General features: G+C 45.9%; 18 protein-coding genes. 12 read left to right on the top strand and 6 right to left on the bottom strand.

Going from position 1 to position 18,602, the window contains the following annotated elements; all coding sequences use genetic code 11:
• Positions 1-12 precede the first annotated feature (12 nt).
• A complete protein-coding gene (gene ahr, locus F458_RS0112650; protein WP_018983801.1) occupies positions 13-1,020 on the top strand; it encodes an NADPH-dependent aldehyde reductase Ahr in 1,008 nt (335 codons plus the stop codon).
• Positions 1,021-1,098: 78 nt separating this feature from the next.
• On the opposite strand, the gene mdh is transcribed toward ahr, so the two are convergent.
• Positions 1,099-2,037 (bottom strand): malate dehydrogenase, encoded by a 939-nt coding sequence (gene mdh / locus F458_RS0112655; protein WP_018983802.1) that lies wholly within the window; start codon positions 2,035-2,037, stop codon positions 1,099-1,101.
• 213 nt (positions 2,038-2,250) lie between these two features.
• Between mdh and argR the strand changes: the two genes are divergently transcribed.
• Positions 2,251-2,715, top strand: a complete 465-nt coding sequence (gene argR, locus F458_RS0112660; RefSeq protein WP_018983803.1) for a transcriptional regulator ArgR — start codon at positions 2,251-2,253, stop codon at positions 2,713-2,715.
• Positions 2,716-2,750: 35 nt separating this feature from the next.
• Here argR and F458_RS0112665 read toward each other — a convergent pair whose 3' ends face one another.
• Complete coding sequence (locus F458_RS0112665; protein WP_018983804.1) at positions 2,751-3,434, bottom strand: type 1 glutamine amidotransferase domain-containing protein; 684 nt, start codon at positions 3,432-3,434, stop codon at positions 2,751-2,753.
• Positions 3,435-3,677: 243 nt separating this feature from the next.
• The gene (locus tag F458_RS0112670) at positions 3,678-6,848 is read right to left on the bottom strand and encodes a TonB-dependent receptor (protein WP_018983805.1); all 3,171 of its coding nucleotides are present in this window, start codon (positions 6,846-6,848) and stop codon (positions 3,678-3,680) included.
• Positions 6,849-7,273: 425 nt separating this feature from the next.
• Between F458_RS0112670 and F458_RS0112675 the strand changes: the two genes are divergently transcribed.
• From F458_RS0112675 to F458_RS0112695, 5 genes are all read left to right on the top strand, one after another.
• A complete protein-coding gene (locus F458_RS0112675) occupies positions 7,274-8,122 on the top strand; it encodes a PhnD/SsuA/transferrin family substrate-binding protein (RefSeq protein WP_018983806.1) in 849 nt (282 codons plus the stop codon).
• Entirely contained in the window at positions 8,109-9,077 is a 969-nt protein-coding gene (locus F458_RS0112680; RefSeq protein ID WP_018983807.1) for a hypothetical protein, read from the top strand. Before F458_RS0112675 ends, F458_RS0112680 begins: the two co-directional genes overlap by 14 nt.
• 147 nt (positions 9,078-9,224) lie before the next feature.
• Entirely contained in the window at positions 9,225-9,848 is a 624-nt protein-coding gene (gene udk / locus F458_RS0112685) for a uridine kinase (protein ID WP_018983808.1), read from the top strand.
• 18 nt (positions 9,849-9,866) lie between these two features.
• A complete protein-coding gene (locus tag F458_RS0112690) occupies positions 9,867-11,078 on the top strand; it encodes a NupC/NupG family nucleoside CNT transporter (RefSeq protein WP_018983809.1) in 1,212 nt (403 codons plus the stop codon).
• A gap of 128 nt (positions 11,079-11,206) precedes the next feature.
• The gene (locus tag F458_RS0112695; RefSeq protein WP_018983810.1) at positions 11,207-12,046 is read left to right on the top strand and encodes an isopenicillin N synthase family dioxygenase; all 840 of its coding nucleotides are present in this window, start codon (positions 11,207-11,209) and stop codon (positions 12,044-12,046) included.
• 40 nt (positions 12,047-12,086) lie between these two features.
• On the opposite strand, the gene F458_RS0112700 is transcribed toward F458_RS0112695, so the two are convergent.
• Positions 12,087-13,250: a tetratricopeptide repeat protein gene (locus F458_RS0112700; protein ID WP_018983811.1), complete on the bottom strand. Its 1,164-nt coding sequence runs from the start codon at positions 13,248-13,250 to the stop codon at positions 12,087-12,089.
• Positions 13,251-13,401: 151 nt separating this feature from the next.
• Between F458_RS0112700 and F458_RS0112705 the strand changes: the two genes are divergently transcribed.
• Complete coding sequence (locus F458_RS0112705; RefSeq protein WP_018983812.1) at positions 13,402-13,926, top strand: fasciclin domain-containing protein; 525 nt, start codon at positions 13,402-13,404, stop codon at positions 13,924-13,926.
• Positions 13,927-13,990: 64 nt separating this feature from the next.
• On the opposite strand, the gene F458_RS0112710 is transcribed toward F458_RS0112705, so the two are convergent.
• Positions 13,991-14,629 carry a LysE family translocator gene (locus tag F458_RS0112710; RefSeq protein WP_018983813.1) on the bottom strand — a complete coding sequence of 213 codons (639 nt, stop codon included), beginning with the start codon at positions 14,627-14,629 and terminating at the stop codon, positions 13,991-13,993.
• Between the two features lie 107 nt (positions 14,630-14,736).
• Between F458_RS0112710 and grxB the strand changes: the two genes are divergently transcribed.
• The 4 genes from grxB to F458_RS19540 all read left to right on the top strand — a co-directional run bounded on the left by grxB (position 14,737) and on the right by F458_RS19540 (position 17,325).
• Complete coding sequence (gene grxB, locus F458_RS0112715; RefSeq protein WP_018983814.1) at positions 14,737-15,390, top strand: glutaredoxin 2; 654 nt, start codon at positions 14,737-14,739, stop codon at positions 15,388-15,390.
• An 82-nt stretch (positions 15,391-15,472) separates the two neighbouring features.
• Positions 15,473-15,889: an MAPEG family protein gene (locus F458_RS0112720; protein WP_018983815.1), complete on the top strand. Its 417-nt coding sequence runs from the start codon at positions 15,473-15,475 to the stop codon at positions 15,887-15,889.
• A gap of 162 nt (positions 15,890-16,051) precedes the next feature.
• A complete protein-coding gene (locus tag F458_RS0112725; RefSeq protein ID WP_018983816.1) occupies positions 16,052-16,975 on the top strand; it encodes a diguanylate cyclase in 924 nt (307 codons plus the stop codon).
• Positions 16,975-17,325, top strand: a complete 351-nt coding sequence (locus F458_RS19540) for an Hpt domain-containing protein (RefSeq protein ID WP_018983817.1) — start codon at positions 16,975-16,977, stop codon at positions 17,323-17,325. Before F458_RS0112725 ends, F458_RS19540 begins: the two co-directional genes overlap by 1 nt.
• Before the next feature lie 17 nt (positions 17,326-17,342).
• Here the strand turns inward: F458_RS19540 and F458_RS0112735 are convergent, their stop codons facing one another.
• Entirely contained in the window at positions 17,343-18,074 is a 732-nt protein-coding gene (locus tag F458_RS0112735; protein WP_018983818.1) for a hypothetical protein, read from the bottom strand.
• Positions 18,075-18,602 lie beyond the last annotated feature (528 nt).

Consider the following 18,602-nt stretch of genomic DNA (forward strand, 5'->3'; position numbering starts at 1 on the left):
AAGGAAACGCAAATGATTAATGCCTATGCCGCCAAAGAACCGGGTGGAAAGCTTGAAGCATATGACTACGATCCCGGCGAACTGGGACAATACGAGGTTGAGATTGAAGTAGAATCCTGTGGGTTATGTCACAGTGATATCAGCATGCTGGATAATGAATGGGGATTAACAGAATACCCATTTGTGCCGGGTCATGAAGTTATTGGCCGCGTGGCCAAGACAGGCAGCCAGGTCACTACATTAGAAAAAGGTCAGCGAGTTGGCCTGGGGTGGCATTCCAGCTATTGTGATAAGTGTAACACCTGTCTTGAAGGAGATCACAACCTGTGTGGCTCAGCACAAATGACCATTGCCGGCAGACACGGCGGGTTTGCAGACAGAGTGCGGGCTCAGGCTACGGCGGTTATTCCTTTACCTGACTCTATCAATCCGGATGTAGCCGGCCCGCTGTTCTGCGGCGGTATTACGGTTTTTAACCCACTTACCGAATTTAATATCCCGCCGACCGCTAAAGTGGGGGTAATTGGTATCGGTGGCCTGGGCCATATTGCCTTGCAGTTTTTAAATGCGTGGGGCTGTGAAGTCACAGCGTTTACCTCCAGTGAAGAAAAGCAGAAAGAAGCTAAAGAGCTAGGTGCCCATCACGTTCTGGATAGCCGAAGTGATAAAGCACTGGAAGATGCGGCCGGACGCTTCGACCTGATTATCTCTACGGTAAACGTCAAATTAAACTGGGACGACTACATTGCCACGTTAGCCCCTAAGGGGCGTTTACACTTTGTAGGTGCAACGCTTGAACCATTAGATATCGGCGTATTTGGTCTGATAATGGGACAGCGTTCGGTATCAGGCTCTCCGGTCGGAAGCCCCGCTACTATTAAAAAGATGCTGGAGTTTGCCGCACTTCACAACATCGAACCAGTTACGGAAACCTTTGGGTTTGATGATATAAACAGTGCAATCGAGCGTTTGCGCGACGGCAAGGCACACTATCGTATTGTGCTAAAACACGATAAATAACGAAAACTTAAGTTAATTCGTGAAGATAATAAAAAACCGGGCTATAACGCCCGGTTTATATTAACAGCTGCTATTGATTTAGCCGTTCACGAAATCGATACCAGTCTGGATATCGCCACGCAGCCCTTCAAGCATGTCATCTTTGGCTTTTTGCTCGAAGTCGCTGAGTTCACCGTATGGCAGGATTTCCTGCACACCATTTGCGCCCATGCGTACAGGGTGAGCAAAGAAAGCAGCGTCGTCGCTCTCATCGGTTTGCACATAAGTGTATTCAACCACATTTTCGCCCTGCATCGCAGCCACCAGCGACAAACAAAAACGTGCCGCTGCCTGACCCATGGATAATGTAGCCGATCCATCACCCGCTTTGGCCTCAACCACTTCAGTTCCCGCATTCTGAATGCGCTTGGTAAGACTGGCAACTTCTTCCTCAGTAAAGCTCACGCCTTCAACCTGAGATAGCAATGGCAGAATTGTCGTGCCTGAATGGCCGCCAATAACTGGCACATGAACATTCGCCGGATCAAGATCTTTAAGCTCGGCCACAAACGCTTCTGAACGGATAACATCAAGGGTAGTCACGCCAAACAATTTGTTTTTATCGTAAACACCTTTTTCTTTAAGCGTTTCAGCTGCAATGGCCACTGTGGTATTCACCGGATTCGTGATAACACCTATACAGGCCTTCGGACAATGCTCAGCGACACCTTCAACCAGGCCTTTAACAATGCCGGCATTCATATTGAACAAATCGGAACGATCCATGCCTGGCTTACGTGGTACGCCGGCTGGAATTAAAACTATATCACAGCCTGTCAGCGCATCGCCCAGCTCATCTTTTCCATGGCCGGTAACCTTAACGGCAGTTGGAATGTGGCTCAAATCTACGGCAACACCCGGGACAACTGGCGCTACATCGTAAAGTGCAAGTTCAGAGCCTGCCGGAAGTTGTGTTTTCAACAACAGTGACAGCGCCTGACCAATACCACCGGCAGCACCTAACACGGCTATTTTCATTTGATTTCTCCTATTGGAAATTTACGTTAATCAGCGTCAGCGTAAAGCAACGCCGAAAAAAAGACAATTACCGGATGGTCTTAGCTCAAACCGGAAAATTGTTTATCTCGTATGCAATTGGTTGCATGATTATGCAATTAAATTGCCTAAAGTCCAGCCTTACGGCACAATAATACCTCTTCATGACCATTCTACCAACAAACAGCAGGCGCTATGGCAAATCAAAAACAAGAACAACTTATCAAAGCGTTCAAGGAAATTCTTAAAGCAGAGAGTTATGGCTCCCAGGGCGAAATTGTCGAGGCGCTTAAGGCGCAGGGTTTCGACAATATCAGCCAGTCAAAAATCTCGCGTATGCTCAGCAAATTTGGCGCTGTACGGACCCGTAACGCCCGTGGCGACATGGTTTACTGCCTGCCCCCTGAGCTAGGTATGCCGACAGCGAAAAGTCCATTGAAACAGCTTGTGCTGGACATCGTACATAATAATGTCATGGTTATTATAAGAACCAGTCCGGGCGCTGCCCAGCTGATTGCTCGACTGCTCGACTCTTTGAGCACCAAAGATGGGGTGCTGGGCACCATCGCTGGCGACGATACGATTTTTATTGCGCCTGCAGATGTCAGCAAAATTGAAGCTCTACGTCAGCGGGTCGAAGATCTTTTTGATAATGTCTAAGAAAAAGGCCACGCTATGTGGCCTTCAAAGAGTAGTTAACTCAGCTTTTTAATCATCGCCTCGGCGGCTGGTTTAGATGATGGCGGGTTTTGACCGGTAATCAAATGGCCCGATTCAACGACATATGGCTGAAAATCATCTTTTTTGGTGAATTCACCGCCGTTTTTTACCAGCTCTTCCTCCACAAGGTAAGGCACCACGTCAGTCAGACCTACAGCGTCTTCTTCTGAATTTGTGAAACCCGTCACAGAGCGACCTTTAATGTACGAGTCACCATTGGTGTCTTTTACATTTTTCAGCACAATCGGTGCATGACACACTGCCGCCACTGGCTTTCCGGTATGCAGCATTGCCTCAATAAGCGCCTTGGAATCTGCATTATCCGACAAATCCCACAGCGGACCATGCCCACCAGGATAAAATACCCCATCGAACTCATCCGCTTTGACATCTTTAAGCGGAATAGTTGAAGCCAGTGCAGATGCAGCATTCTTATCTTCTGAAAAGCGCTCGGTATCGTCTGTTAAGGCATCTTTTTCAAGACTCATCGGATCAATAGGTACTTCTCCGCCCATGGGAGAGGCCAGCGTAATGGTGTAGCCTGCGTCGACAAATGCGTAATACGGTGAAGCAAACTCTTCCAGCCAGATACCGGTTTTTTTGCCCGAATCGCCCATAATATCGTGGGAGGTCATCACCATCAGTATACGTTTAGACACAAAGTTTCTCCTTAGTTGAAGTAGTAAAGTTAATACTGCAGGAAGCCGGTCAGAGTTTATTTGATTTAAAAAGAAAACGAATAGGGCAATGTGTTTGCTCGAAATAGAGCCAATAATTCAGGCAGGCGTAGAACATCGTCGGCAATCCAGAGAAGCCTGGAATAATAACCACTTATTAAAGGTCAGGCATAAAAAAGGCCGTATCCCACCGGACACGGCCTTTTAACTACTGTTTTATACTTCTTAGAAGTTGTAGCTGATACCTACGCGAACTTCCCAAAGCGAAGGTCCACGTTCCAGATTTTGTTCTGGCGCACTAAATGCACTGTATTCATACTGACCTTGTTCGTTAAAGTCAGCTTCTACAACCGAATCACCCACAAAAGAACCCTGACGGAAATCACCCCAGTCATCGTTCAGCAGGTTGGTGAAGTTTTCAACCAGAATGAAGGCATTCGCTTTATGATCATCCATAAAGCCTGGTAGTTCCTGCGAGATACGAATATCTGCTTTTACCCACCAGTCAGCGGTTTCGCTGTTACGGTTAAGCGTTTCGCCACGGGTAAAGCCGTTGCTATCCACCCATGCATTGAAATCAGCTTCAGCTGCCTCGGCTGTTTGCACAACATTTCCATCGTCATCTACGCTGTCAACAAAGACCACATTTGCATCATTAACCTCTGGAATATACAGAAGCTGACGTGAACGCGCATCATCCCAAGGGAATGCATCATTATTGCCATAAACGTAAGAGAATGGCTTACCTTCGTTAGCAGTGGCAAACAGATTAAAGCGCGTGTTGTAACCGTCAAAGAACTCGTGTGTATAGCTCAATGACAGGTTAAAGCGATTGCCTACAGCATAATCTGAAGTAGCGGCTGCCGGATTGTTAATATCGCTAGTAGCAAAATTCGAATAGTTAGAAAACGCTACTGCGCTGTTCATTGGATTGGCATCTTCTGCATCAACATACGCATAAGACAATGAACCCTGCAGACCATTCTGCCAGTCTTTATTTACACCCAGTGAGAAGATGATTGAATCACCATCGCCCTGATTAACGTTACCCAGTACAAAATCCTGGGCTACGCGACGTTCAGGATCAACTTGTTCATAAATTGGACGGCCATCAAAACGTGTTTCGCCGCTGTATTGAATGTTCGCATCGCGGATAATTGCAGAATCCTGACGATCTGTGTAGATAACATCAGCTGTTACTACATACTCATATGGCGCTAAATAGGTCGCACCAAACGCGTATTTCCATTCAGACGGAATATCGAAGTCAGGGTCAGTGGCGTTAGTTTGGCCATCACCATCGGTAAGGCTGGTATTTGCCACTTCATCAAACAGCGCCTGAGGGATATCGTAAATAGGTTGACCATTACCAGACAATGGTGTGTCAAATAATGAGCTTTCGCCACTTACCCAACCAGGGATATCGCCTTCACGTGTACCGATATTAGTAACACCGTCATTGGAGTAGGCGTTAGAAATCCATACGTTAGGATTACCGCCTGAATACAGACCAATACCACCGCGCAGTTCAAGATCGTCGTTAACCGTGTAGGTCAGGCCAAGACGCGGCTGCAGTAGACTGATGCCATCAACGTTAGCAGTGTTAGCAAAGCCATAACGCTCCTGGAAATTCTCATTCAGGCGTGGTGTATCATCAGAGCCATACGTGTCGTAACGCAGACCAACTTTTACTTTTAAGTCGTCAGTAGCGTAAAACTCATCTTGGACGTAAAACGTTGCTACGTCGTAAGAGAATGATGCCCCGGCATCATCAGGGTTATTGGTACCCGCTGAGTTATTGTAATAAATGCGGTCTGGACGGCCAGCTTCAAAATCCGCTAATGTATCGAAGCGATATTCACCGACAGTATGCTGCATGAACAGGTTGAACACGTCAGTTTTTTCGTATTCAACACCTGCTGTAAGTGTGTGCTCGCCCAGATAGTAAGTACCGGCCAGTTTAAGCGTAGTCACATCGTAGTTAAGATCATTTGACTGACGCGAATCATCCGGACCAATGTAAATAGTGCCGCCATCTGGAGTATCAATTTGTACTTCAGCAAAACCTGATGCTTCATCAAGAGATTGCTGTCGGTTATCCAGCTTAGCATGACCCACGCGTAATTCGGTCGCAAAGTCAGGTGTCCAGTCCGAGAATACAGACGCCACAAAGGTTTCAAATTCTGCGCCGCGCTCGTAGAAGTGGTTACTAAATGGTAATTCATCTGAATCGGCATCAGATTGGCTGATACTGCCACCATCATTCCAGTTATAGACTAAGGAAGCACGGTGATTGGCATTGATGTTCCAATCCAGTTTGATCAATAGCTTCTCATCTTCGATGGGTGATGAACCAGGCAGGCCGCCCACGTCATAGCCATACACGCGCTGTGCTATTTCAGCAGCAGAATCTGCATCTTCCTGAGAGATACGCGAGTTCAACCCGTTATAGTTGAACAGCTGTACACCTTCCAGCTTTTCGTAAGTTGTGAATAAGAAAAGTTTGTCTTCAATTAATGGCAGACCAATATTAAAGCCATAACGTTTTTCATTGTAGTTACCGTTGTCCTGCTCAACCCCGCCAGCAGTGTCTCCACGTAATGAGTCGTTGGTATAATCGAAGAACACGCCACCGTGAATTTCGTTGGTTCCAGATTTGGTAACCGCGTTAATGTTACAGGCTGTGAAGCCGCCGTACTCTACATCAAACGGGGCCAGCTCAACCGCAACTTGCTGAATCGCGTCATAAGGGAAAGGCATACGCTCAGTCGGGTAACCGTTGCTGTTCAGGCCGAATGCATCATTCATTCGAATACCATCGAGCGTCAGGCTATTAAAGCGAGGGCTTGAACCACCACAGCTGATTGCATCATTGAAGCTTTCATCAACAAAAACACGTGGATCGGCACGTACGATATCCGTAATACTACGGTTAATAGCCGGTGCATTTTCTAAATCTTCCAGACCAAAAACAGTTTGCGGACCGGTACTACCAAAATATTGTGCAGTCATCGCGCTGCCGCTTACTGAAATAACCTCTACATCGGTCGGCTCTTCAAGCGTTAGCTCAAGGCCATAGGGGTCACCCAGGTTGATGTACACATCGTTGATAGTTGTATCCTGGTAGGTATCAGAATCAACAACGATTCGATAAGGACCACCAACTCGCAAACCGCGTAAATTAAATGTGCCATTATCACCGACGATCACTTCTCGCGTTGTTCCTGACGGTACGTGAGTAACTGTTACAGAGGTGCCCGTAGCAGGTGTACCGGTTGGTGTAGTGATTCGACCTTTAAGTGCAGAAGCGGTTTCCTGTGCCATTGCTGCAGAGGACATGCCTACTGACAACGCCACCGCGACCGCAACGCGACTGAACTTAGATTTAGAGATCATGTGTGTTTCCCTTATTTCTTATATAAAAGGTATTACCTATCAGCGGACTGACTTCATAACCCATGTGTTGAATGTGATCGCGGCAGATTGTTAAGCAGGAATGTTGCAAATATATGACACTTTTTTATTTTTATTACGTATATATATGTCGGGCGATATCTTTATAACTCGTATATGTTTCACACGAACCGACATTCCCACAATCCACCAGCGCCTGTTCATACTCATTGAAGGCGGGCGCTATTCTTACCCTATGAACATCTAATAAACAGCGTTTGTTAACATTCAAATTTATTCGTAATATCTTATTTAAAATCAAAATCTTACCTGTTTAAAATAAGATTACCTATTGCATTAAATAAGCTTAACTGGTCAAATCAGCTCTATAAATAAAACTAAAAAACTGGCTCGTTTTGCAATTTCACATGTTTAAAGTTAGAAAATCTGCACTGATAGCTGTCGTCGCCGGATTATGTCTGGTCGCTGGTTTTTTTTCGCGCATAGTCGCTATTTCTCCTGTCACACCACAGATTGGCCAATTTTTAACCTGTAGCGACGAACTCTCTACCAATAAAGACTTTCTTACTGTTTATCTTACAGAAAATGCTGTCGCCAACTCACTACGGAACTCGCTATGTAGCAACCCTGTGGTTGCAAGGCAATTCGGCACAGTTCGACTCATAGTTGGGCATAATGATTATGATACGTTTCGCTATATCAACCACGGTGTAGCTGATTTAGCGCTGGTAAAAAGCAATGTTATCGAAGCATTCAGGGCAAATCTTATTTACGATTATGAGGTAATTGCTGCGCATGATAATTACAGTGCTTATTTTATCGCGCTGCGCGAGAAACCTCAGTTGACCAAAGAATATTTAATTGGCAAGCGAATTGGTATTCTGGATTACCCCAGTAGTCGCTCTGGCTACATCATTCCGAAAACGACACTACAGTCACTGGGACTCAATGATGAGAATGTTTCACTCAGTCACTACAGTTCTCATGGCGAATTGCGAAAAGCATTGTTATCTGGTGAGGTTGATTTAATTGGTTCCTACTGGGCCGAAGAGGACGAACAGTCTCTGTCACGCAGTTATATTACCGCCTTAGATAAAGATGTCAGTGGCATGCGCTGGTATTTAAAAATGCAAACCCGCAACACGGATTTACGCTGTGCGCTGCAAAGTGCCATTACCGATACCGCTAAAGCAAGTAGTAACAGCTACTATCAAAATATTGATCTTATTGACAGGTGCCCTAATGAAGCAATTTGAATCAGCCGGGAACATCATGCAATGGCTTAAGATTTCGGGCATAGCGTTACTATTATTTGTAGCATTTCAGTCTGCAATAGGCATTGGTCAGTCATTGGGTACGTATATCTCTGTACACCGCGCGGTTGATCAGATTGAGCGTCGCGTCAGCCTGGACTCTGCTTACCTTGATGTTGGTAATAAGCTGTTGGGAACGCCGGTCGACCGCGGTGAAGTTGCAAGGTATATTCAAAGACTTAATCAGGCGATAAAAAAGGCTGGCTATCCGGTGCAGGTTGCCTCACTTCAGGGTGTGAAAGCGGTTTATGAGGAAACAGTTCCCAACCATAGTATTTCCACCATTACTATGGAAACCGCAGAACAGCAACTAGAACTACGGATCGCCACAGCGCCGTGGTGGCATGCACCTTCTTTCAGTGTGCTTGCATTAATCGCGACTATCGCCGTCACCCCTGTGATTATTAGGATAAGACAAAACAAAAAACGGCGAATTGCCACTGAACAAGAAGATATCGCCAACATTATTGTGCCGCATCTGGTTATCGATCTTACCCGCAAAACGATCCGCAATGGGGTGGATGAACGCGAGGCCACGATGCAGAACAAGCCATTTTGTTTTTATGTTGCGCTGGTTAAATATTGCATTGAACACCCTGATACAAAACTTCTGCACCATAGTGATATTCCCCAGGAACTAACAACCATGGCTAACGGGGTTTTCAGTCGTCTTATTGAGTTAGGACATACCAAGCGCAAGCGCCCGGATTTCAATGCGAACCTGGACAAGACTTTGAGTGAAATCCGCTCAACTCTGGAGGACGTCTTCGCACCCTTCGCCGATGCGAAAGACAAATTCTATCCCCCTCGCGCCCAGGGGGAAGGATCACGGTCTAAACAACACTCTTTTGCACTAACAAACATCAGCCTGCAAGATATTGAAATCATTGGCAACTAAAAGCATCAATCCGGCTTAACTGCTGCCTGGACGAGTTGGCGGGCATGATTCAAAAACTGAGCCACTGTGAGATAAATACCAACTTAAGATTGATTCGTACGCGCCAATTGCGTATCTTTGCGTCAGGAAAAACAGCCCCCTATTGTTATGCAGTCTCCATTAATTATTGCTATATCCGGTGCCTCAGGTTCCGGCAAGTCACTTTTTACCGAAAATTTGCTTAAAGCATTCTCGGTGCAGGGTCAGCCTGTGCAGATTTTGCGTGAAGATCATTATTATCGTGCTCAGGACCATTTACCGATGGAGGCGCGAGAAAAAAATAATTATGATCATCCCAACGCTTTCGAACATGAATTGTTAAAGGCTCATTTGCAGGCGCTGCGTGAAGGCGAAGCGATCGCTTACCCACATTATTGCTTTAAAACCCACACCAGATTACCAGAGACGGAACGGCTCATGCCGGCACCCGTGATTATTCTTGAGGGTATAATGTTGCTGGCCCGGCCTGAATTGCTACCGCTGTTTGATGTGAAAATCTTTATTGATACTCCGCTGGATATATGTCTGATGCGACGCATGATGCGTGATGTCAGAGAGCGCGGCAGAACCCTTGAGTCAGTAGCCAATCAATATGAAACGACGGTGAAACCAATGTATCATCAGTTTATTGAACCAAGCCGGTTTACAGCTGACGTCGTTGTTACCCAGGGCGGTAAAAACCAAATTGCGCTGGATGTTATAAAGTCTCATATTCAACAAGCGCTATTATAATAAAAAGGGACCCCTACTATGGTTAGTTTACTGGGCATTGTCTGCCTGCTCGGCATTGCATTTTTAATGTCTTCAGCTAAACGCAGCATCAGTTGGCGCACAGTAGGCGGAGCCTTCGCTGTTCAGGCTTTGATCGGCGCATTCATTTTATATTTTGAACCCGGTATTCAGTTTCTTCATGGCGTCACTATTTTTGTCGGAAATATCATTGGCTACAGCCAGGAAGGCATCGATTTTATTTTCGGCCCAGTGGGTAATCAGAGTCTTGGCTTTATCTTCGCGTTTAATGTATTGCCAGTCATTGTCTTCTTCTCTTCACTGATTGCTGTACTTTATTATCTGGGGATCATGCGCTGGGTGATTCGTCTTATTGGCGGATTATTGCAAAAACTGCTCAAAACCAGCCGCCCCGAATCCATGTCTGCTGCAGCCAATATTTTTGTAGGACAAACTGAAGCGCCATTAGTGGTACGCCCCTTCATTCCGCACATGACGCGTTCTGAGTTGTTTGCCATAATGGTAGGTGGTCTGGCTTCCATTGCCGGCTCAGTGATGGCCGGCTACGCCGCTATGGGCGTCGAATTAAAATACTTGTTAGCCGCCAGTTTTATGGCTGCTCCGGGTGGCTTGTTAATGGCCAAGATAATGTTGCCGGAAACCAAAGAAGCCAACGATGAGTTGACCGACATCAAAGCAGAAGACACCGATTATGCTAATGTCTTTGATGCAGCGGCCAGTGGTGCAGCATCCGGCTTGCAGCTGGCATTAAATGTGGGAGCCATGTTGTTAGCTTTTGTGGCACTCATTGCGATGTTAAATGGCATTATAGGCTGGACCGGCGAGCTATTTGGTTATGAATCCGTTTCTTTCCAGGGAATTCTTGGCTATTTGTTGCAACCGCTTGCATGGGTACTTGGCGTGCCATGGAATGAGGCACAGCTGGTGGGCAGTTTTATTGGTCAGAAAGTCGTGGTCAATGAATTTGTCGCCTACCTTGATTATGTGGCGAATCAGGACGCATTGTCTCCCGTCTCGCAAGCCATTGTGACATTCTCATTATGTGGGTTTGCTAACTTTTCGTCCATTGCCATCTTGATGGGTGGCATAGGTGCGATGGCACCTACCCGGCGTAAGGAAATTGCCTCGCTAGGGTTAAAAGCGGTAGTCGCTGCTACGCTATCTAATTTGATGAGCGCCGCACTGGCCGGGTTCTTTTTATCCCTGGGCTAGGCGCGCGGAATAACTGAACAATATAATCAGCTTTATTTTAACAGCCCGTTTTAAACGGCGACATAATGTCGCCGTTTTTGTATATTGGGATAACCTTATTAACCTTCCTTGCTTTACAGGATACAGTTATGCAATTAATTGCTGTTGATTACACGTCCGAAAATGCTAAAAAAGAATTTGTCGAATCACTTCGCGAGACAGGTTTCGGCGTACTTAAAAATCACCCTATCCAACAGTCTGTAGTCACCGACATTTACGCGGCATGGCAGGCCTTTTTTGATAGTGAAGAGAAGCACAAGTATGTGTACAACAAAGGCACTCAGGATGGCTTTTTCCCCCAGAGTGTCTCTGAAACAGCAAAGGGATTTACCAAAAAAGATATCAAAGAATATTTTCATTTTTATCCCTGGGGCCAGTGTCCGGACCATCTCAGACAGCAGCTTGCTGACTATTACAAAGCAGCTAATGATCTTGCCCGCGAATTATTGTCGTGGATTGAAGAATACTCACCCGAAGATGTCAGCAAACACTACAGCCAGCCGCTGTCGAAAATGATCGAGCAAAGTGATCAAACTCTATTACGTGTTTTGCACTACCCGCCACTAAGTGGTGACGAAGAACCCGATGCTATTCGGGCAGCAGCCCACGAAGACATAAATCTAATTACAATTTTGCCGGCTGCCAACGAACCAGGTCTGCAGGTCCAGCTAAAAGACGGCACCTGGCTGGATGTGCCCTGTGATTTTGGTAATTTGGTAGTCAATATCGGTGATATGTTGCAGGAAGCGTCTGGCGGCCACTTTCCATCCACCTCACATCGTGTAATCAATCCAGAAGATGCGGATATGACGAAGTCACGGATTTCCTTGCCTCTGTTTTTGCACCCCCGTCCTGATGTGCAACTCTCGGAACGCCATACTGCTGGTTCGTACCTGCAAGAGCGGCTGAAAGAGCTTGGTGTAATCTAATTAAGGGGCCATGAATTCATGCCCTGTTTTGAAGTACTTATCACAACGACCTCAATGCCAGAAGTTTGCTCTCATAACGTGTTTTTATATCATCTCCGATAGCAAGCTTTCTGGCTCTGGCCAGAAACTTTTGTGCTTTTACGTCATTACCCAGGGCCAGATACGCCTTAGCCAGACCATGATAGATTTCATGTTGATACCTGTCACGTCGCACAGCTTCTTGAAAGTGCCGCAATGCCTGTCGGGGTAACTTTCTCGCCAGCGCTTCTTCACCAAGCATCATATGATAAAACGGGTTGGCGTTGCGCTCTCGGTCCAGTTTCGCCAGGATCTCGTCACCTTCGGCGGCCCGACCCGTTGCTTTGTATAAAATTGCCAGATTTTCCCAAGCAGTCAAATGCCGCGGATTGTATTCCAACGCTTTGTGGTAGCTTGCCAGTGCAGACCTGTTTTCTCCCAGTCGACGGTAGAGGACACCTAGATTAACCCACCCCTGTGAGAAAGAAGGCTCGGTAGTAACCGCTGCCCGAAAATACCGATAGGCATCGCTGTAACTGTTTGCCAGCAGCGCATCTGCGCCTTTGTTATTGTAAAACATAGCAATGACGCGTTGTTTGGAAATCGGGTGCCGGCTAAAGCCGGCCCGCATATCCTGGGGATCGAAGTCCACATCAGCAAATGCCTCAGCAAAAATCAGGTCATTATGTGCCCTGGCCGGGCTGATTCGTAAATTTATATGCCCGTTCAGCAAATTCACACCTTCCCTGCGTGTCCAGTATTCCGGAATATCTACCTGATAAAACTGCGGTGAAAGTCCAGCATGTCGTGCCATTGCATAGGTCATTATGGATAAAGACAGGCAGTTCGCTACACTATTTTCAAATGTCGCACTGGCATTGGTATTTGCTGTACCTCGATAAGTCACTCCCAGCGCAGCATGATCGAAAATCTGCTCGATAAGCTGCCTGATCTTTTCTCGCTGGTTTTTTGCTTTGGATTGGGTGTTCTCAACAAATGACTGAGCCTGAGGCGTGAGAGCGAATATTTCCTGGCCTGATTCTACGGGCTTTAGCATATACGCCGGAAACAAATCTTCTCTGAGCAGGTTGTCAGAAGCCTGCTGCTCCACCACGCCAGGATGCTGAGCGCAGCCCCCACACAATATCGCCAGAGCGATAATTCGCATTTTACTCAAACGGCTCATCGTTGCCTCCCGAGCCTTTCCTGGCCTCACCTTACAAGCACACTCTATGAGTATAGACACAGTGGTTAATAAATGTTCATAATCTTTCTGATAGTGCTCCACGTAACTATCTGGCATTTGGTAGTAAAACCTAATTATTCTGGAGCATATTATGAAAATGTCTTATGTAGCAGGCGCCGCCCTGACAATAAGCGCCCTTACCCTTGCCGCGCCATCATTGGCAAATCACCACAAAAAAGATGACTTAAAAGATATCGTAGCCACTGCAAAAGCTAATGATCAGTTTTCAACACTGGTATCGGCAATACAGGCAGCCGGCATCGCCGATACATTGAAAGATTCAGGCAACCTGACTGTTTTTGCACCCACCAACGAAGCTTTTGAAGCGCTTCCTGAAGGAACGCTGGATAAATTACTTAAGCCAGAAAACAAAGCAAAATTAGTTGATATTCTTACTTACCATGTGGTGGAAGGTAAGGTACTAGCTGCCGATGTTATGGACATGGACTCAGCAACTTCACTGGAAGGTACTGAACTGAATATTTCAGTAGATGGTGAAACGGTGATGATCAATGAGGCAAAAGTGATCAAAGCTGATGTACAAACTTCCAACGGCGTCATCCATGCTATAGATGCTGTTTTGTTGCCGACTAATCAGTCTGACAATAGTTACTAAGTATCGTATGCGTCACCACACTGCAGATATGCTGTTCTGCAGTGACCACGGTGCCACTAAGAAGTTATTTGATTAATGCTATTATTTCCTGGCCGATTAGCGTAATCCCCAATATACACAATACACTCCCCGCCAGTATTTCCTGCCAGTAACGCAGTGATGTTTTGGCATTAATCATTTTTCCAAACCAGCTCGTCATGGCCACCATCAAGATATCTGATCCGAACGCCAAAACCGTGTACAACATGCCCAAAAGCGCAAACTGAAGTGAGATATTCAGGCTACCCATATGGGTGAATTGTGGTAAGAAAGCGATAAAAAACAATATAGTTTTAGGGTTGGTAAGTTCAACAGTCAGACTTTCGCGAATGAGATGGCGCTTGGAAGGAATGCTTGCTACAGCATGCGACGAAGCACTCGCTCCATGCAAAGTTACTGCGCCAAGATACAGTAGATATACCGCGCCACATACTTGAATCGTTACAAATACCTCAGGGTGATGTAGTACCAGTGCTGACATGCCAACAGCCGAAAGCATGACATAGATACAGCTGCCTATTGCCATGCCCAGGGCCGCGTTTATACCAGCGCGAGGACCATTGTTTAGCGTGCAGGCCATGATATATAAATTGGAGGGGCCCGGTGATAGGGTAAGCACCAGCGTGGCAGCAACAAAAGCGGCAAGCAAATGCATATCAGGCATAATAGTTTTTCTCCCCAAACTGCCCTGTTAATGGTTTTTCGCCGTAGGCATTGAACAACAGACGCTATTTCTCATTTTTCACTTCGACCGGCTCATCAGGAGCACCCATGATTACGCTCTATCAATATCAACACTGTCCGTTCTGTGTAAAAGCAGATATGGTGGCCAATTACTTAAACATTCGCCACCAGAAAGTTTATTTACTCAATGATGACGAAGAGACAGCCATGCGACTGGTCAATCATAAAGGCATCCCTATTCTTGAACGTGAAGATGGTGTCACCACATCCCGCAGCGATGAAATTATTCAGCAGCTGTTATCCATGGCTGATCAAGGCTACCTTTCCGATGAGAGAAAATACGATTTGCAGATTACAGCGCTTGATACAATCGCTAACGATATAAACGCGATGGTATTTCCTCGCTGCATCATGATAAAACAACCAGAATTTTCAACACAGTCTGCCAGAGATTATTTCAAACAGGAAAAAGAAAAAAAGCTGAGTATGAGCTTTGCGACCGCTCTGGAAAATTCTGAAATCTATCAGGCCAGCATTGAAAAGACCCTCTCTGAATTACCCCCGATCAGTCTGCCTTCGCAAGACGACAACACCTTAGCGTGGGACGATCTAAAGTTGTATCCGACTTTGAGGAATCTGACGATGATAAAGAATATCCGTATGAATGATAATCAGAGAGCTTACATGGACGAAGTAGCCACACTGACCAATACTATCGGCTACAGCGATCGTGCTCAATAATTAGGTGGAAGCGGAGCGTTATCTAAACTATTGCATGGCATAACACGTTTAACCCTTTATAAGCAGAATCAAAAGGATAATCATGATTGAAAGTTATTGGTGGACTATCACGGGTCTGTGGTTAATTCTACTGACCGTTTTTATTCAAAATTTTGTGGCTGCCGCCGCTCACGGTAAAGCAAAAAATGCCGTGCCGGGAAAATTGGATGATTCGCTGGGTCATGAATCATTTATTTTTCGCTCCCATCGTACCTTTCATAACTCGCTGGAAAATTTATCGCTCTTTGTATTACCTGCACTTCTTTCCATGTTTGTCGGCGTGGATGCTGCACTTCTGGGGGGCCTGGCCTGGACATACGCGCTGGCCAGAATTATTCATATGGCACTCTATTACGCCATCGCCACTAATAAAAATCCCAGCCCGAGGAGTTACTTTTTTCTGGCCGGCTGGCTGGCGACTGCCGCGCTGTATGTCATTTTAGCAATGCAGCTTTTTTGATAACGCGTATTTGGCTAAAACGTAGGTACACCTTCAGATAACCACTTTTTGTTTGAAAAGCGGTTATTTTTATATAGAGTGCAAGCTTCACTGTTAAAAACGTGCCTAATTAAGGCCGTTCACTTGATACACCAGTGAAGCATTGCAGATGAGGAATACCCGTTGTTATTAAGACAAAATGCCGAGCAGACAATCGCAGACTGTACCGTGCTGATCGTCGATGACCAGCCTACCAGCCGTCTGATTATGACAAGCTTGCTGGAAGATATTACACATTCTCATGCTGTGACCGGGGCCAACGAAGCGTTAGACTTTTGTCTTGCTCAGCTACCTGATTTAGTAGTAAGCGATGTCAGCATGCCTGAAATGAGTGGCCGGGAATTATGCCAGGCCCTTCGCAGCAATGCCAAAACGGCGGGTATCCCTGTGATGTTTGTCACCAGCTCTGACAGCGATGAAGAGCAGGAAAAGTGCTGGGAATCAGGAGGTGTGGATTTTGTCACAAAACCCATCAACGCCACTACCTTTCGTAACCGTGTAAAGTCCCAGTTATCTCATAAGTTAAAAGCGGACTTGCTGGAACAACTTATCTATACGGATCGGCTTACCGGGGCCTTTAATCGCCATTATCTGGATGAACGCCTGCCTTTCATCGTCAAGGAATGCGACCGCGAAGTAAAACCTCTGGCCATTGCGATTTTCGATATTGATTTTTTTAAGCGGTTTAATGATGAATACGGCCATCTGGCTGGCGACAAATGTCTTTGCCGACTGGCAAAAGCGATCAATGGCGCTATGTTAAGGCCCATGGACCAGCTGGTACGCGTGGGCGGTGAAGAGTTTCTTATTTTAATGCCTAACACCACACAGCAAGGAGCAGTTGTTGTATGCCAAAGGATACTGGAGACTGTCAGGCAGTTGCACATACCACACATTAAGTCAGATGTCGGTGAAGTAACCGTTAGTATGGGGCTGTCAATGTATGAACCCGGCGAATCAAAAGACCCGTTCGAGGTTATTAATGAAGCCGATAAATACTTATACAGTGCCAAAAATTCAGGCAGAAACAGGCTGGTGTACGAATAATGAGTGACCATGTTGATCAAAGCCCGGCACCTGTATGGAATAGACAAAGCGCCCTTCAGCGCCTGATGAACAATGAAGCCTTGTTAAACCGGATTTTGAAAATATTTTTCGAACAGGCAGAAACGCATTTAACAGCCATACGCGACAATATTCAGCAAGGCAGACTGGAGGAAGCCCGGGCGGCAGCCCATGCACTTAAAGGCAGTGCCGGTGAAGTGGGCGCTGATCGTATGCATCAACATCTTGGTCAGCTGGAAAATGCGTTGGTTTCAAAGGCCGCGCAGCAAGCAGCAGACATTTACAAAGTCGTGGTTGTTGATTATCAACAGGTTTGTCAGCAGGCCAAATAGCCTGCTGTTCTGGCTAATTAATGCTGGCCCACTAAGTCAAGGGCTTGCGAGCGTTGTGGTGCTGACGGCTGAATATTGAATATAATAAAGAAAATGAACGTTGAGTACAGAGCGCCTGCCAGCAGAAACGGTGCACTGCAATCGATGTTGAAAAAGATACCTGCGGGAACAAACTGAGCAACCGGCATAAATGCCAGAAAAGACTTGTGATTAAGTAATAATCGTTGCCAAATCTGCTCACCTTGCTGGCGTGACAGCCCCAGCCCGTGACAAAAATAAGTCAGTACCAAAGGTAAAATCTGACTGACACAAATTGCGCTAGCGGCCATAATGATTCCACCGACAGCAACGCCATTCATCGACTCGCCAGCACTGGTTGTGTCACCTGCTGATGCAAGCTGTATAACTTCAAACTCAAGTACTATACCTGCCGCCGCATACCCGGCCCAGCTTAAAATTGTTACTCCAAGCATTACTGACAAAATGATTTTTTGCTGAAATGCCAACTCCTTTAATAATCCTTTAAGCGAGCCCGTACGGTACTGTGTGGTAACCACGGCTACAGACAAGCAAATAAGTAAGGCAAAAGCCGCCATCTTCAATGGAAATGCCGCAAATGGTACGACAGAGACGCCGATACATAAAAGCGCTAATCCGCCGGCAATGACGGGCTGATGGCACAAAAATGTTACCAACTCTTTGTACGCATTCATGTAATCCTGTTTTGTTAGATCTGTATTAACCTGCATATTACTACCCCGCTTTACGTGGGTTTAAATATATCTGTCAGGTGAAAAAATTGAAGCTGATTAGATTAAACAAAGGTATCACGGGTCACCAGGCCGTATATTTTGCAATACGCCGAGGACTTAGCGTGTAAAAACGGAAAACCTCTGAAAATTAACGCGATAGGAAACATTGTTGGAAGAAGTAGTTCATCCAAATAACAAAGCGATTTCGAGAAATGATTGGCGCGACTGATAAGCGTCGACACGACAAACGTCAGCAAACAGGTATAGGTCGAATTGGACTGTAATAGCTGATGAATCTGGCTGGATTAGTCCGCCGACACGTTCAATTGAGTAGTGTGAGCGATTCTATTAACGAGAATAAATATTGAAATGAATGGTGCCCAAGGGTGGGTGAAACAAGCGTTTTATGCAAAGCATCGCGTTGCGCGCTGTTGAACGACAAAAATCTGTGATTTTTGGCTGGATTAGTCCGCCGACATATTCAATTGAGTATTGTGAGCGATTCTATTAACGAGAATAAATATT

The sequence above is a fragment of the Salinimonas chungwhensis DSM 16280 genome (assembly GCF_000378185.1).
GTDB classification, from domain to species: Bacteria; Pseudomonadota; Gammaproteobacteria; order Enterobacterales; family Alteromonadaceae; genus Alteromonas; species Alteromonas chungwhensis.

Bases quoted from the DNA above. Each gene is read 5' to 3' on its own strand.
- mdh (WP_018983802.1), bottom strand. From the start codon at position 2,037: ATGAAAATAGCCGTGTTAGGTGCTGCCGGTGGTATTGGTCAGGCGCTG.
- F458_RS0112695 (WP_018983810.1), top strand. From the start codon at position 11,207: ATGCAATTAATTGCTGTTGATTACACGTCCGAAAATGCTAAAAAAGAA.
- F458_RS0112710 (WP_018983813.1), bottom strand. From the start codon at position 14,629: ATGCCTGATATGCATTTGCTTGCCGCTTTTGTTGCTGCCACGCTGGTG.
- F458_RS0112670 (WP_018983805.1), bottom strand. From the start codon at position 6,848: ATGATCTCTAAATCTAAGTTCAGTCGCGTTGCGGTCGCGGTGGCGTTG.
- F458_RS0112705 (WP_018983812.1), top strand. From the start codon at position 13,402: ATGAAAATGTCTTATGTAGCAGGCGCCGCCCTGACAATAAGCGCCCTT.
- argR (WP_018983803.1), top strand. From the start codon at position 2,251: ATGGCAAATCAAAAACAAGAACAACTTATCAAAGCGTTCAAGGAAATT.
- F458_RS0112690 (WP_018983809.1), top strand. From the start codon at position 9,867: ATGGTTAGTTTACTGGGCATTGTCTGCCTGCTCGGCATTGCATTTTTA.
- udk (WP_018983808.1), top strand. From the start codon at position 9,225: ATGCAGTCTCCATTAATTATTGCTATATCCGGTGCCTCAGGTTCCGGC.
- ahr (WP_018983801.1), top strand. From the start codon at position 13: ATGATTAATGCCTATGCCGCCAAAGAACCGGGTGGAAAGCTTGAAGCA.
- F458_RS0112700 (WP_018983811.1), bottom strand. From the start codon at position 13,250: ATGAGCCGTTTGAGTAAAATGCGAATTATCGCTCTGGCGATATTGTGT.
- F458_RS19540 (WP_018983817.1), top strand. From the start codon at position 16,975: ATGAGTGACCATGTTGATCAAAGCCCGGCACCTGTATGGAATAGACAA.
- F458_RS0112675 (WP_018983806.1), top strand. From the start codon at position 7,274: ATGTTTAAAGTTAGAAAATCTGCACTGATAGCTGTCGTCGCCGGATTA.
- F458_RS0112680 (WP_018983807.1), top strand. From the start codon at position 8,109: ATGAAGCAATTTGAATCAGCCGGGAACATCATGCAATGGCTTAAGATT.
- F458_RS0112720 (WP_018983815.1), top strand. From the start codon at position 15,473: ATGATTGAAAGTTATTGGTGGACTATCACGGGTCTGTGGTTAATTCTA.
- F458_RS0112735 (WP_018983818.1), bottom strand. From the start codon at position 18,074: ATGCAGGTTAATACAGATCTAACAAAACAGGATTACATGAATGCGTAC.
- grxB (WP_018983814.1), top strand. From the start codon at position 14,737: ATGATTACGCTCTATCAATATCAACACTGTCCGTTCTGTGTAAAAGCA.